This is a genomic window from Mucilaginibacter sp. NFX135 (assembly GCF_048565145.1).
Taxonomy (GTDB): domain Bacteria; phylum Bacteroidota; class Bacteroidia; order Sphingobacteriales; family Sphingobacteriaceae; genus Mucilaginibacter.
Genome location: NZ_CP183412.1, coordinates 3,922,174 through 3,937,899 on the forward strand (window position 1 = coordinate 3,922,174; position 15,726 = coordinate 3,937,899).

Here is a 15,726-nt window from a genome sequence, read left to right on the forward strand (position 1 = left end):
TGATTAGTTGGCCGTACCAGCGTCCCGCTTTGTTTCCAGTGCGGTACGTATACTAGCGGGCAAATTGGAAAACATGGTATAGCCTGTAGCGTTCTCGATATCTTTTACTGTAGTGATATACTGAGTCCAGTCTGTGCTGAGGGTGTTGATATTAGGTGTATTTACGGCTATCACCCGGGTATCAGTGGTAATACGACTCAAATCGTTATTTCCATTGGGGAGAACCACAATCACTTTCCAGATATTGGATGGCACAACTACATGTCCACCATCAACCGTGGTAGCAGAGCCACTGGAGCCAGTACCGCCTGAACCATAACTCCCCATCACTACATAGATCTCATTGCCTGCGGTTACTAAAGACCGGCCATAAGCTTCCAGGTTGGCCCAGGTATGCTCGTTATTATTGGGGGCCTGTGGAATCATATTATCCATTAAAAAAGTGGCTTGATTAGCCGCCGTGGTAGAAGTCCTGTCGGCGCTCGGGCAGTTATGTCCCCTGTCAAAACCCGAACCCGAATAGCTGGTATTGGATACTTCATACCAGCCGGCAGGTAAATTGGTATCTGCCCTAAAGTCATCAGAGCGGTCAATAGAACCTAATGATGTACTACCTACGTACCAGCTTACCCAATTGGGTACACCTTTATCACGATTGTAACTCTCGGTATAATAAGTCTGATCGATCAGGTAATTATCCGCATTAGCAGTACTGCTCGTGGCAGCACTTGGATTACCTAACAATAAGTTGGTATTATCAGCGGTTGAACTTCCTGATCCTCCACTGGTTCCACCTCCTGACCCACTGTCAAAGCTGTTGATGGTAAAATCATCAATGTTAATTCGGTTAGTACCACCAGAAGTCTTTCTCAGTTGAAAACGTAAAGAACCGGATTGGTTAACATTAAAAGTAGCCGTGTTTAACGTGGTGCTTGATGCGGTTATCTCGATAGAACCTACCTGTGTATAACTGCTTCCTCCGTTTGATGAAACCCATAACTGAAATGCCGAAGATCCGTCGGTACCATAAACCGCGTAATTCATAGTGACAGTTGAGGCTCCGGTACTGACATCAAAGTTCATACTTAATGTTCCGATATTACGGATCCGAACAGAGCGGCTGCCATTTTTCTGGTCAGAAGTACTGGTCCCGATCAAAGCGTCATCAAGATTCCAGGAGCCGCTATTCAATGCAACATCGGCTGCTGCATAACCGGTCTTTGATCCGGACTCAAAATCTTCATCAAAAGTTTGTACCACTGCCTGAGTTTTTGCCTTGGTACTGATCGTTGCAGGATCTGTTGGAATTGGGCTTACTAATGATTTCTGGCAGGATATCAATAGCAGTGATGAGATAAGGAGAACAAATGAAGACCGTTTTAATTGCATAATATTTAATTTAGTTTATAATGCAATAAAATTAAGCCAGGCAATATTAGCCCCTGATTAAATGATTGTTCTTTAATTATTAAGAAAAATAGAAGAATACCCCAATAAATTACCTTAATTCAATTCGACAAGCGCTCATTGTGACGTGTCAATATGAATTGACATTTAGTCAGCATGTAAACCCACTTTTTTGTTAATTGAGTCAATGATGACTCCGTATTTAACGATAATAAAAAAAGCCATTCCCTTTTAAAGAAATGGCTTTTTATGTTGTTATAAATAATTTATTGCTTCCGTCTTTTCCGTTCTTTTACAATCAAACTTAGCTCACGGCTCATTTGGCCGGCTATAGCTGTGTTTTCCTGCGCGCGCCTGAATAAGTAGGGCAATACAGCCTTTATTGGACCGTAAGGAACGTACTTGGCCACATTGTACTGAGCATCAGCCAGGTTAAAGCTCAGATTATCGCTCATTCCCAATAGTTGCGAAAAATACACGTGAGGATGTTTATGATCAATCCCTTTGGCGTCCAAAAGCTCGGCCAACAAACGGCAACTCTCTTCATTATGAGTACCTGCTATAAAAGCGATTTTATCGATATGGGTGGTACAGTAATCCAACGCAGAATCATAATCCAGATCGGTAGCCTTTTTATCCGGCTGAATTGGTGACGGATATCCGTTTTCAACAGCACGTTTACGTTCTTTTTCCATATAGGCACCACGCACAATTTTAGCTCCTAAAATAAAGCCTTCACTAACAGCAATTTCATGATCATTTAGTATAGATGCCAGCTTATCATGCCTGTACATTTGATAGGTATTATAAACTATCGCCGTTTTAGTATTAAAGCGGCTCATCATGGTCAGGGCTAAAAGATCAATGGTTTCCTGTATCCAGCTCTCTTCTGCATCTATCATTACCGGTACGTTATTGGCATGTGCCTTATCGCATATAGCCAATACTCTATTTTGTACTCTTTGCCATTCTTTTTCTTCCTCTGCATTAAGAGCAAGTTTGGCATCTAATTTCTCCAGCAACGCAAACCTGCCAACACCGGTTACCTTGAAAACAGTAAGCGGTACAGCCTTGTCCGAAGTTGCACGTTCTATAGTACGGATGATTTCATCACGGGTGCTGTCAAAAACCGCTTCATCGTCCTCTCCTTCTATAGAATAATCTAATATGGTACCAACTCCACCACTATTCAAATTCTTAATGGTATTATTACACTCAGTAATGGTTTCACCACCGCAAAAGTGTTTAAATATGGTTGCCTTGATCAGACTTTTGATAGGTAATCCTATTTTAATAGCAAAGTTTGTTACAGGAGGCCCTATCTTTACTAAAAAGTTAATATTGATTATCTTGAATAACCAGTAAGCCCGGTTAAGATCAGCATTGGATGAGTGACGGAAAGCGATTTCTGTATTTTCAAAAGAGGGCTTAACCTGTTGAGTTTTATTATTCGTTTGGTTAGAAAGCATCCGCAAAATTATAAAATGATATCTCAATATTCCATGAATAGTTTATTTTTGCCGCTCCATGACAGAATTTAAATTAATAGGCGACCATATTCCAATGATACAGCTGCTAAAAGCTGCCAACCTGGTATCAACAGGTGGAGAGGCACAAATAGTTGTAAGTGAAGGAGAAGTGAAATATAATGGAGAGGTTGACTATCGAAAACGCCTTAAAGTTAAACGTGGAGACGTTGTTGAATTTAGGGGAAATAAAATCCTGGTAATATGATCATGAATACCATTCAAAGCAACAACTATCCTATATATTTTAATCACAGCATCGACGAGCTGGTTAACTTTGTAAAAAAAGGAGCCTATTCTAAATTCTTTATTTTAACTGACGAAAATACCGGCGTTCATTGTTTACCTCTTGTAAAAAGTAAGTTAGATGAGCTTGGTGATTATGATCTTATTGAGATAAATGCCGGCGAAGAGAGCAAGGACATTGATTTTTGCATCGGCGTATGGAAAATGCTGATAGATTTTGGTGCCGACCGTAAAAGTTTAATGATAAACCTGGGCGGTGGTGTTGTAACCGATCTGGGGGGCTTTGCTGCCTCAACCTTTAAAAGGGGAATTGACTTTGTACATGTACCTACTACCCTGCTATCACAGGTAGATGCCTCCGTTGGTGGTAAAACAGGTATCGACATTGATAGTATCAAAAACATCGTAGGAACGTTTACTCAACCCAAAGCTGTATTTATTGAGTACGATTTTTTAAAAACCCTCCCCCCTCGTCAAATACTTTCGGGTCTGGCAGAAATGCTTAAACACGGCCTGATAACTGATGCTGCTTATTGGGACGAACTGAAGTCAAGCGATCTGAAAAACCCTGCACTTCAATTGGTTTATCGTTCTGTGGAGATAAAAAATGTGATCACTATTGAAGACCCTACAGAAAAAGGCATCCGGAAAGCTTTAAATTTTGGTCATACTATTGGTCATGCGGTTGAGACCAATTCATTGATCAACGATAAAGATCCACTATCTCATGGTGAAGCTATAGCTATCGGCATGGTCTGCGAATCATATCTTGCACACAAAAAAACAGGTTTAAGCTTAGAAGAGTTGAATGAGATTACCCGTGTATTCAGTGACCTTTATCCAAGATATACGATCAAAGAGAATGATTTTGATACCCTGTTTGCTATCATGCAAAAGGATAAAAAGAACCAGGATAATAAAATAAATTGCACTTTGCTTACTAAAATTGGGCAATGCAATATTGATAATATCTGTACAGAAGCCGAACTTCGTGAAAGTTTAATATATTACATTAATTTGTAAAATGTCTGAGTTAGATCCCCGGAATAGGGCCGCACTGGTGCTGATGGGTTTACTGGTGGTATTAACCATTGTTGAAATGGGGTTAAGCTACTGGGAAAATCGCAAATACTATGAAAAACGCGATACGTTCAATAATATCTACCTAACCTCAATCGCGGTAGTTACCAACCTTTTAGTTAAAGCCAGTACCTTTTTCATGCTGAGTTTTACTTATCAGTTCAGGCTTTTTCAAATACACAACGTTTATCTGTATTGGTTTGTACTGGTTGTTGTACAGGACTTTTTGTACTGGGTGCTGCATTACACCGGGCATTATTGCAGGCTTTTTTGGGCAATGCACGTAACGCATCACTCATCCGAGCATTTTAATTTAACCACAGGTTTCCGGTCGACAGTTTTTGAACCCTTTTACCGTACCTTTTTTTATTTGCCATTAGCGTTGATGGGGTTTAATGCCATTGATATTTTATATGCATATCTCATCACCCAGCTTTACGGCAATATAGTACACACCCAATATAAAGTAGCGCTCCCTAAATGGTACGGATGGCTTTTTGTAACACCGGCGCATCATAGGGTGCATCACGCCTCCAATATTCCGTACCTGGATAAAAACATGGGCATGATGCTTATCATCTGGGACAGAATGTTCAATACTTTCAGAGATGAAGACCTACCAGAACCGGTTAAATATGGGCTTACCAAACAACCGGAAGACATGGGCCCCGTGAATATTATTTTTCATGAGTGGAAAGCCCTCATCCATGATGTTAAATTTGCACCTGGTTTTAGGAATAAGATTGGGTACCTGTTAAATCCCCCTGGATGGAGCCATGATGGTAGTTCGCAAACAGCCCGCGCACTGCAACGTGAATACGAAAAACAAACTTTAGACAAATAAAATTTTGTTCAGCTTGTTTATTTCACAAAAAATAAAATTTTCTATTGACAAAAACATTTTTTACCGTACATTTACAGCGTAATAAAAAACAAATGAAATTCACAAGCGCATATTACTTCGGTTACTACTTTTACTTTAACAGTGAGAGCCGGGACTAATATGTACTTAACACACACATAAAGAACTTAAAAAGTCCCGGCACAAAATGCCGGGACTTTTTGCTTTAACAAGGGTTTATGAAGATAGAAAGACCAAGAGTTGCAATCCAGGGAATACGCGCTTCTTTTCACGAAGAAGCTGCTTTACGGTATTTTGGAGAGAACACGCAAACCATTGAATGTAACACATTTAAACAAACTTTTGAGACTCTAAAAAACAGAGAGGCAGATTATGTAGTGATGGCTATTGAGAATAGCATTGCCGGAAGTATATTGCCTAATTATACCCTATTACTTGATTATGGTTTCCCGGTGGTAGGCGAAATCTACTTGCCTATTCAACTGCATTTAATGGCATTGCCCGGTGTAAAATTTGAGGATATCAAGTATGTAACTTCCCATCCTATTGCTTTACGCCAGTGTGTTGATTTTTTTGATGAATACCCACATCTTAAAATTGTAGAAAGTAATGATACCGCTGCTTGTGCCAAACGTATCAGAGAAGAACAGTTAACTGACACAGTTGCCATTGCAAATTCACTTGCCGCCAAACTTTACGGATTGGATGTGCTGGAACGCCGCATAGAATCAAACAAAAAGAACTTTACCCGTTTCCTGATCCTTACCCACCATGATAACGTGGAAAAGAAGAACTCTAATAAAGCCTCACTTTGCTTTCAGGTAAGCAACAAAGTAGGCGCATTGGCCAAAGTGCTTAACATTTTTGCCGAAGAGGGTGTGAATATGAGCAAAATACAATCAATGCCTATTCTTGGTAAACGTAATGAATATAACTTTTACGTAGATATTGAATGGGACGAACCAAAACAATACGATGTATCAATAAGACAAATACTTAAATACACGCATAATTTTAACATACTTGGCGAATATGAAAGACATGATGATGAATTAACAACTCCCAAACCTCAAAAAAACGACCGGATACGAAAGTATATCAATATCCGCCGAAACATCTAAGACCCCGTAATTAATAAACAAGATTTAAACAAAATATAAAAACACACCGGTAAAAAACTAAAATGCCGGACAAATAACAAAACGATGAAATTGAATTTAAACATACAGCCGCTTCATACCTGGATCAAAACCGGAAAAGAACCATTGGTAATAGCAGGCCCTTGTAGCGCCGAAACTGAAGATCAATTAGTGGCTACAGCTCATTTATTGGCTCAAACCGGTCGTATCTCTGCATTACGTGCAGGTATCTGGAAACCACGTACTCGTCCGGGTGAATTTGAAGGCATTGGTAGCATAGGCCTGGAATGGCTGAAACGCGCTAAAGAAGAAACCGGATTGCCTACAGCTGTGGAAGTGGCAACGGCTAAACACGTAGAAGAGGCATTAAAAGCAGGTGTAGATATTTTATGGGTGGGTGCCCGTTCAACCGTTAACCCTTTCACGGTACAGGAAATTGCTGATGCTTTACAAGGTGTTGACGTGCCGGTAATGGTTAAAAACCCGGTAAACCCCGATCTTTCTTTATGGATAGGTGCGTTAGAGCGTATCAACAATGCGGGCATCACTAAACTGGCTGCTATTCACCGTGGGTTTTCATCTTATGAAAAATCAGCTTTCCGTAATGAACCAATGTGGGATATCGCCATCAATTTAAAAACACTGGCCCCTGAACTACCGATCATTAACGATCCAAGCCACATTTCTGGAAATCGCGACCTGATCGGTTACATTTCACAAAAAGCATTAGATCTTGATATGCAAGGTTTAATGATCGAATCGCATATCGATCCAAGCGTAGCCTGGACAGATGCCAAACAACAGGTTACCCCTGCTGCCTTAGCTGATATTATTGATCACCTGGCCTTACGTAAACCAGAGATCCGCAATGCAGAGTTAAATGACAAACTTGCTGAATTACGCAGCCAGATAGATAAAATTGACGACCTGGTTATTCAGAAAATAGCTGAGCGTATGCAAATTGCCGAGAAAATCGGTAACTACAAAAAGGACAACAATATCACCATTTTACAGGTAGGCCGTTGGGATGAGATCGTTCAAAAACGCACTAACTATGCAAAAGCGTTAAAGTTAGGTTCTGAATTTACCGAAAAATTATTAGAGCTTTTACACAGTGAGTCGATCCGCAGACAAACCGAGATCATGAACACCAATGAGGCCGGACAAGCAGCAGAAAAACTTACCCACGTATAATAGAATATTCTGATGCAAAACGTCATCCTGAAAAAAAGCAATAAGCAAATAAACGGAACGGTACATCTTACCGGATCAAAAAGCGAATGTAACCGTGCATTAGTGATTGAAGCTTTAAGCAATGGTAAGGTTAAAGTAGAGAACGTATCAGATGCCGCCGACGCGGTATTGCTGGCGGGTATATTGAGAAGTTCTGAGTCTGAAATTCTAAGTCTTGAGTCTAAAGTCTTAAGTCAGAATTCAAAAGACTCAGAACTCAAGACTCAAGACTCAAGACTTGTAGACATCGGCCCTGCCGGTACAGCTATGCGCTTTTTAACCGCCTATTTTGCTATACAGGATAATGAAGTCATATTAACCGGCAGCCAAAGGATGAAGGAAAGACCAATAGGCATATTGGTCGACGCGCTTAGAGAGTTAGGTGCCCATATTGATTATGAAGAAAAAGAGGGCTATCCCCCTATAAAACTAAAAGGCAGTTTCGGGCAGCTAACTAGTAAGATCAGTATTAAAGGTAACATCAGCAGTCAGTACATTACTGCCCTGTTACTCATCGCTGCGCGGCTGCCTTTTGGTTTGGAGCTTCATATTGAAGGTGAATTAACCTCTCGCCCATATGTAGAAATGACGCTTGCCATGCTGGAAACAGCCGGCATACAACACCAGTGGCAGGATAACGTTATTGCAATAGCAAATCAGGAATTTACTACCACTTCATTACACGTTGAACCAGATTGGAGCGCGGCGTCATACTGGTATGCCATAGCTGCACTGGCCGATCAGGCGGAATTGTTCTTAACCGGACTAACACCGTACAGCTTACAAGGTGATAGTGTGATCACCGAGATCATGGCTAATTTTGGCATCACTTCGCAGTTCAAAGATGGCGGTGTTCAGCTAACCAGGGAGCATAAACCTTTCAGCCACAAAATATTTGATCTGAAGGAATGTCCAGACCTTGCACAAACCATTGTTGTGGTATGTGCAGCTTTAGGACATGAAGCAGCTTTCACCGGCTTGGAAACCCTGAAAATAAAGGAAACTGACCGTATCTTAGCTTTGCAAACCGAACTGGCCAAAATGGGCGTAAAACTGATTGAGAATAACGAAGTATATCAGTTAGATTGCAGCGGAAAATTTATTCCGGAACGCATGTTTATCAATACCTATCATGATCACCGAATGGCTATGGCATTTGCACCGCTTGCTTTGATCATTCCTGAATTGGAGTTTGAAAATGCCCCGGTTGTTGATAAATCATATCCAGCCTTCTGGACCGACCTGGAAAAATTGGGTTTTGAAACTCAAGAAATAGAAGGATAAAGTAACCACGACGCGTCATTGCGAGCGATAGCGTGGCAATCCCCGACACACAGAGCAGCTTTGCTAATTGGGGGTTGCTTCGTACCTCGCAATGACGATTTAAATAAATAGATTTGCGATGAACCGTCTCAAATCTCATATCTAACACATCACATATTTAATACCATGGCAGGCAACTCATTCGGGCAAATATTCAGGATAACCACCTTTGGCGAATCACATGGTGAAGCTATTGGAGTAATTATTGATGGATGCCCAGCGCAATTACCGGTCGACCTGGACTACATTCAGGGTGAACTGGATAAACGCAAACCCGGTCAGTCAAAAATAACCACGCAGCGTAAAGAGAGCGATACTTTAAAGATCCTTTCAGGTGTATTTGAAGGTAAAACCACCGGTACACCAATAGCTATGCTGATTCCTAATGAAGATCAGCGCTCTAAAGATTACAGTCATAATGTGGACGTATTCCGTCCCTCCCATGCCGATTATACTTACCAAACCAAATATGGCATCCGCGATCATCGCGGTGGTGGTCGTTCATCCGCCCGTGAAACCGCTGCACGGGTTGCTGCAGGCGCTTTAGCCAAGCTTTTATTAAAAAGCCAGGGTATTGAAATAGCGGCCCATGTAAGCAGCGTAGGTACCATTAATGCGCCTAATGTAAGTATCGACAGTGTACAGGAATTTATTGACGAACGCGAAAAAAACATTGTACGCTGTGCCGATCCGGCAACCGCCGAAGAAATGATCGCCTTTATTGACAGTGTACGTAAAGACGGCGATACCGTTGGCGGTAAAATTAGTTGCCACATAAAAAACTGCCCTGTAGGCCTTGGCGAGCCGGTATTTGATAAGCTTCATGCCGATTTAGGTAAAGCTATGCTGAGCATCAACGCCGTACATGGCTTTGAATTTGGTTCGGGCTTTGCCGGCAGCGAAATGCGCGGATCAGAGCATAACGACATCTTTGTAAAATCACATTTAGGCGATATCAGCACCATTACTAACTTCTCTGGTGGCATACAAGGTGGAATCAGTAATGGAATGCCTATTGAGTTTAAAGTAGCTTTTAAACCGGTAGCTACGATTATGAAGAACCAGGCAACTATTGACAGCGAAGGCAATGTGGCCGAAATATCAGGCAAAGGTCGCCATGATCCTTGTGTGGTACCGCGCGCCGTACCTATTGTTGAAGCTATGGCCGCATTGGTCTTAGCCGATCACTGGCTCAGGAACAGGAATTCTATTTTAAGCTGAAAGCTCAAGGCATAAAGCCCAAAGCAACTTAAATAGTCCATAAAGCCCGGAGCCAAAAAGCTTTGGGCTTTTCGCCTTGAGCTTTCTGCTTATAATTATCTTTGTAAACCTATGCTAACCTCTGTCATCCAATTATACAAACAAGCTTATAGCGGACTATCTAAAAACAGCTGGTACCTGAGCATAGTGATGTTCATCAACCGGAGTGGAACTATGGTGGTGCCGTTTATGAGCATTTACACCATTCAGCAGCTGCATTTTACCATAGTACAATCAGGCTGGGTGATGGCATTTTTTGGTATCGGGGCTATATCCGGCGCGTTCATCGGCGGCAGACTGACCGATAAGATCGGCTTTTATGACATCCAGGTGGGCGCATTGCTTATTGGCGGCATATTATTCCTGATATTGGGTTATCAGCGTACTTTTCTGAGTGTAAGCATTGGCACTTTTATACTCAGTGTTTGTAACGAATCGTTTCGCCCGGCAAACTCCACAGCTATAGCGCATTACAGCAACGATGATAACAAGACCCGCTCCTACTCACTTAATAGGCTGGCAACCAATCTGGGTTGGGCCTTTGGCGGTGGATTAGGCGGTTTCCTGGCTTCATTCAATTACCGTTTACTTTTTTGGGTTGATGGCTGTACTAATATTTTTGCTGCGCTTTTACTACTAAAGCTGATGCCACGTGCAACGATCAGGAAAACGGTTAAAGAGCTGGCTGATAAAGCCGCAGCATCTACATCAGCCTATAAAGACGGTATTTACCTGGTGTTTATCTTATTATGTACTTTGTTCGCCACCTGCTTTTTTCAGTTCTTTATTATGCAACCTGTGTTTTATAAGATCCAATGGCATTTTAACGAACGTTTTATAGGCTTTCTGCTGGCTTTAAATGGCATACTCATCGTACTGATCGAGATGGTATTGATCCATAAATTGGAGGGCAAAAGAAACCCGCTTACTTATATTAGTGCAGGTATTATTATGGCCGGTATCAGCTTTGCACTATTGAATTTGCTTCCACATGCGGCATGGGTGGCTATATTAGTCGTTGTGATGATCACTTTTGGCGAGATCATGAGTATGCCTTTTATGAATGCCTACTGGATAAACCGTACTACCAATAACAACCGTGGCGAATATGCCGCATTGTATAGTATGTCGTGGTCAGCAGCGCAGATCATTGCTCCCGCAGTTGGCAGTCAGATCATCGCATATGGTGGCTTTAGCATGCTCTGGTGGGTATTAGGTTCGGTATGTCTGTTATCGGCTACCGGCTTTTTTGTGCTGAAAAAGCTTACACCAAACACCAGGCCTATGCTTATTGAAAAAACTAATTAACTATTATTTTTCAATACTTTAACCGTAACCAAAAGCTGCCCCAGATGCCTCATGGTATGCTCTGCGGCGTGTACATATAACCCAATTACGGTTGATGGCAATTGCGCCCTACCTACTCCACGCTCCTGTTTCAGTGTTTTCTCATCTGTTGTTATCAACTGAGCAATGGCTTTATCAACCTCGTTATCAAATAGTTTAACCATATCAGCTGTAGTTGTATTTTCGGCCACCTTCCCTTCGGATGACAGATAATCCAGCTGTTCTGCGGTAAGCGCTTCTCCCCTGGCATAGGTAAAAAGCCGGTTTAGCACACCGGCTAAATGCTGTAGATGAAAACCCGGCGACGCCATACCTTCCACCGTTTGCCATAATAGCTGATCCGGGAAACCGGCCATCAGTTCATGTAGTTCTTCCCTGGCCTGGAGCAGGGCTTGGGCCACGGGTTGAAGGAGTGCTGGCACATCATCCAAAGGCCCACGGAGCCAAACTTCGGTTTTGTTTTTTGCTGTCATCGTTTTTAGAAAATTGGTTTTGTTTTAAGCCTCCAAAAACTTTTTAAACCTTTAATTTTAACACTTTTTTAGGCAAAACAGGATAAAAAAGCGTGATTATTGTCCATTTTAACAAAGCTTTAACGCCATTTTAACACTTTTTAACAAATTTTTGATGAGTTTCGAAAGGTTTAAAAAGTATTAAATAACTAATGTTGAAATAACTACATGAAAAACGGTCAATTTTTGCTCCATTTTTCCTTTAACTAAAACAGCCCGGCTTTCTCTTGAAAAGAAAACCGGGCTGGTATGTTAAACAAATATACGCATTTAAGTCGACAATCTGAAGTTCAACATTGGCTTTGAACTTCCGACTCAGGACTTAGAACTTATTTCGCATCCCCGTAACGCAGTTCCATTGGTATGATGCCGCCGTTGCCGTTTTCGGGGGCGTAGAGAATATCGAGTGATGGTTTGCCTTGCTTCTCTAGGTATTCAACCTTGATGGGGTAAAATCCTTTTTGTAAAGGCAGCAGGTACGATTTAATACCTGCCGTTTGCTGAGTAAGTATCAATTGGTTATTGATGTACATCCTGGACTCACAGTCGCCGCGTAACCCAAAAATGTAATAGTCGGTTTGCGTTATTTCCAATTGTCCGTTAAATACACACGCGAAATTTTGCTGTTTGGGCAGTTTTTTGAGGTCAAAATCTTTACCCGCCCGACCTTTTTTAAGTGGCTTTAAGTTTTTAAAGTTGGGCAGGGTGTTCCAGTTACCTTCGTAGTAAGCATAGTTCCAGCCGCCAGGAGTAAAGTTTTTAAGTTGAGTGCCGACGGGCAAAATATTACCTATGGTAAAGTTTGCGCTGCCCTGCTGTTCGTAGCCCGGGCGATAGGTAAGCTCTTTCAAATTCAATTGCGTAGTATTAAGGAGCATAAGCTCATTGCCTTCCATTTTTGGCGATGTCATGGTAGGTTGGCTGCCATCGGTAGTATAATGAAGTTCTTTCACAAAATCGCCCTGAAAACGCATCTTAAAAGGTTTATCTTTCAGTAATATACCGCCCGCGGGGTAAAAATTTAAATCCTGCTTATTGTACCCGTGATAGGTTAACTTTAAACCATCATATACCGTGCGGAAGATCATACTGTTATGGGTTTCGTCATTATACAGCATCAGCTTATAATGAAACCCGGCGGGAGCGGCCTTTTTCAATATCGAATCCATGGCATTTACCCGCTGTTCTTTGGCCGGCTCTCCCTCTCGGCCGGTAATTAACAAAGTGGTATTCCTTAAGTCGATCTTACCTATGCTATCCCGTACCAGCTTGGGCAGGTAATCCTTATCCCACCAAAAGCTTGGATCGGCGAGCAGGTACGATTGAAAAAGCCGGGGTTCCTTCATCAGTGTATACATGCCAAACAATCCACCTAAGGAGCCACCATGATAAGTATTCATACCGGTAGTCCGGTACTTTTTGTTAATGTAAGGCATCAGCTCGGTTTTTATAAAGGCAATATAACGGGTGGCGCCGCCCGATTGCGGGTCCCCGTCTGTCCGGGTGGGTGTAAGATCGCGTCCTCGCATGTTTTGGCCTTGTAGCATGGTATTGGGCAGGCTCACCATAATATTAGCCGGTATAAACTGGATCTCTAAAAACCGCTCGATATTGCTTACTATCTGGGTATTCCATTCTCCGTCGGTAATATAGATCACATCGTATTTGATGGCGGCGGTATCACTGTAACCCTCCGGCAGTACAATTTCAATCGCCCGCTTTTCTTTGAGTATATTGGAATAAATAGTATCGCGGATAATATTTAACGATTTCAATTGCGCCAAAGCGCTGCTTGTTAAACAAACCAACAGGACAAAGAGCAGGGTAATAGATTTTTTCATATGATATAAATGTATTAAGGAACAGCTATGAAGTAGCCAAAATTGAGACTACACCCGGCAACAAAACGTTACAGCCAAAAGATCATTTAGCTTACTCCGTATCGCCGGAACTTCCCCCCTTTACCGTATCTTTGTATTTAAATATAGAAATGGCAGCCTTAAATGGTACACCTTATGATTTATACACCAGTAAGCATGAGCCAGAGTTCTGCCGTTTTTATATAAAACAGCGGTTTTAAAAAATAATCGTTGTCATTTTGCTTTGTGGTATGGCTATTGCTAACACAAGAATTATTAACTATACTTTTATCATGATTTTTGCCTTCTCAAAAAAGTCCCCCGTTTACCTGATAATTCTGGGTCTTTTTGTATCCCTGTTTGCTTTGCAAAGCTGCAAAAAAAAGCATTCAGCCATAGCCGATCAACTTTTTAAAGTTACCCAGAATAAAATATATGAAGATATTGATCCTGATACACTGGCCGCTACACTTAAAAAAGAGATCGAAAGTCAAAAATCAAAAATCGCCAATGAATCGGTGATCGATTCATTTCTCAAAAGAAATGATTACCAGCCTGTTCTGGTGATGAACCATTTTTTTAATGGCGACCTGGATATACTGCCCGATTATTTTGACAAGATAACCGAGCACGGGTTGAGCAAAAAACCTTACCATATTACAGCTATCCGAACCCTTGTTGCCAAACTTCATGACAAAAATGGCATCATGTCAACCAATGAAGCTTACCATGAACTTGCAAGGCTTGAATTACTTACCGCCAGCTCACTGATCAAATACTCCAATGCCCTACAATATGGGGTGGTGAATCCCCGGAAAATATTTTCCCGGTATTTTACTGCTACCAAACGACCGGATAGCATCAGCATGAGAAACGTATTGCTGGTAAAAGATTTAAAAGCATACCTCGACAGTATACAACCGGCCGACCCACAGTACAAGATCCTGCAAAAGGCTTACCTGAATGGTACTGTAATGGATGGTCTTTCGGCCGAGGAATCCAAACGGTATTTTTTGGTGAACATGGAACGTTTACGCTGGAAAAATAAACCAACGGAACAAAAATATGTGATTGTGAACATCCCCGATTTTAAACTGGATGTAATAGAAGATGGCAAATCGGTTTTAAACATGAAAGTGTGTGTGGGCCAGGGACGCAATATGGATGCACATGCTAGCCTGATTTCCTATGTGGATAGTGACCGGTATGATAAACCTTTCCCGCGCGAAACGCCGCAGCTAAACAGCGTAATCCATAGTGTTGAGGTAAACCCAACCTGGAATATTCCGCGAAGCATTGCTACCAAAGAGATCATCATTGAGGCCGCCGAAGACCCCTATTATCTATCCAACAAAAACATTGATGTGTACAAGGACGGAGTAAAAATTGAAGATCCGGAGACAATAGACTGGTCGACTGTAACCGCTGATAATCTGCAATATGATTTTAAACAACGACCCGGCGAGGAGAATTCATTGGGGAAAATAAAATTCCTGTTTAAAAACAGAAGTAGTGTGTACCTGCATGATACGCCCGCGAAATCAGCCTTCAGAAAAGCTATGCGTGCGGTAAGCCATGGCTGTGTACGCCTGGGCGACCCTCAGGGGCTGGCCAAGAACCTTTTTGGTGAGGGTGAGGATTATGATATCATTGCCAAAGATATGAGCGAGGATAACCCCGAACCTACCAATATCGGCCTGCCTAAAAAAACACCGATATACATTACCTACGTTACCTGTTGGGCAGATGATGCCGGGGTATTACAACACCGCCAGGATGTTTACGGGCTGGATATTGTGTTGTATGATCATTTAAAACCGTTGATGGGAGGTAATTGAAGAACAAGGATTTTTGGAACAAGGAACAAGGATTTTTCTTTTCAAGATAAAACACCTTTGCTATTTTGTCTTTGCTCTTTGTTCCAAAAATCCT

At 41.7% G+C, this 15,726-nt stretch carries 13 protein-coding genes; 9 read left to right on the forward strand and 4 right to left on the reverse strand.

Annotated elements, in window-relative coordinates; translation table 11 throughout:
- Positions 1-3: 3 nt before the first annotated feature.
- Together ACNURT_RS16235 and ACNURT_RS16240 are read right to left on the reverse strand one after the other, a co-directional pair.
- Entirely contained in the window at positions 4-1,389 is a 1,386-nt protein-coding gene (locus ACNURT_RS16235; protein WP_419698589.1) for a DNA/RNA non-specific endonuclease, read from the reverse strand.
- 284 nt (positions 1,390-1,673) lie between these two features.
- Positions 1,674-2,876: a proline dehydrogenase family protein gene (locus ACNURT_RS16240; RefSeq protein ID WP_419698590.1), complete on the reverse strand. Its 1,203-nt coding sequence runs from the start codon at positions 2,874-2,876 to the stop codon at positions 1,674-1,676.
- A gap of 58 nt (positions 2,877-2,934) precedes the next feature.
- Here ACNURT_RS16240 and ACNURT_RS16245 point away from each other — a divergent pair, with 58 nt between their 5' ends.
- From ACNURT_RS16245 to ACNURT_RS16280, 8 genes are all read left to right on the forward strand, one after another.
- Positions 2,935-3,141 (forward strand): RNA-binding S4 domain-containing protein, encoded by a 207-nt coding sequence (locus ACNURT_RS16245; RefSeq protein WP_419698591.1) that lies wholly within the window; start codon positions 2,935-2,937, stop codon positions 3,139-3,141.
- Between the two features lie 2 nt (positions 3,142-3,143).
- Positions 3,144-4,202, forward strand: coding sequence for a 3-dehydroquinate synthase (gene aroB, locus ACNURT_RS16250; protein ID WP_419698592.1), 1,059 nt, complete (start codon positions 3,144-3,146; stop codon positions 4,200-4,202).
- A 1-nt stretch (position 4,203) separates the two neighbouring features.
- Entirely contained in the window at positions 4,204-5,103 is a 900-nt protein-coding gene (locus ACNURT_RS16255; protein WP_419698593.1) for a sterol desaturase family protein, read from the forward strand.
- A gap of 236 nt (positions 5,104-5,339) precedes the next feature.
- A complete protein-coding gene (locus ACNURT_RS16260) occupies positions 5,340-6,242 on the forward strand; it encodes a prephenate dehydratase (protein ID WP_370997784.1) in 903 nt (300 codons plus the stop codon).
- Between the two features lie 84 nt (positions 6,243-6,326).
- Positions 6,327-7,454, forward strand: coding sequence for a chorismate mutase (locus tag ACNURT_RS16265; protein WP_172333190.1), 1,128 nt, complete (start codon positions 6,327-6,329; stop codon positions 7,452-7,454).
- 12 nt (positions 7,455-7,466) lie between these two features.
- A complete protein-coding gene (aroA, locus tag ACNURT_RS16270) occupies positions 7,467-8,777 on the forward strand; it encodes a 3-phosphoshikimate 1-carboxyvinyltransferase (RefSeq protein WP_419698594.1) in 1,311 nt (436 codons plus the stop codon).
- A gap of 165 nt (positions 8,778-8,942) precedes the next feature.
- Positions 8,943-10,037: a chorismate synthase gene (gene aroC / locus ACNURT_RS16275; RefSeq protein ID WP_419698595.1), complete on the forward strand. Its 1,095-nt coding sequence runs from the start codon at positions 8,943-8,945 to the stop codon at positions 10,035-10,037.
- A 111-nt stretch (positions 10,038-10,148) separates the two neighbouring features.
- Entirely contained in the window at positions 10,149-11,384 is a 1,236-nt protein-coding gene (locus ACNURT_RS16280; RefSeq protein WP_419698596.1) for an MFS transporter, read from the forward strand.
- Here ACNURT_RS16280 and ACNURT_RS16285 read toward each other — a convergent pair.
- Both ACNURT_RS16285 and ACNURT_RS16290 read right to left on the reverse strand, forming a co-directional pair.
- Positions 11,381-11,896 (reverse strand): DinB family protein, encoded by a 516-nt coding sequence (locus ACNURT_RS16285; protein WP_419698597.1) that lies wholly within the window; start codon positions 11,894-11,896, stop codon positions 11,381-11,383. The two genes, ACNURT_RS16280 and ACNURT_RS16285, sit on opposite strands and share 4 nt — an antisense overlap.
- A gap of 368 nt (positions 11,897-12,264) precedes the next feature.
- Positions 12,265-13,776 carry an alpha/beta hydrolase-fold protein gene (locus ACNURT_RS16290; RefSeq protein WP_419698598.1) on the reverse strand — a complete coding sequence of 504 codons (1,512 nt, stop codon included), beginning with the start codon at positions 13,774-13,776 and terminating at the stop codon, positions 12,265-12,267.
- 311 nt (positions 13,777-14,087) lie between these two features.
- On the opposite strand from ACNURT_RS16290, the gene ACNURT_RS16295 reads away from it, so the two are divergent.
- Complete coding sequence (locus ACNURT_RS16295; protein WP_419698599.1) at positions 14,088-15,632, forward strand: L,D-transpeptidase family protein; 1,545 nt, start codon at positions 14,088-14,090, stop codon at positions 15,630-15,632.
- Positions 15,633-15,726 lie beyond the last annotated feature (94 nt).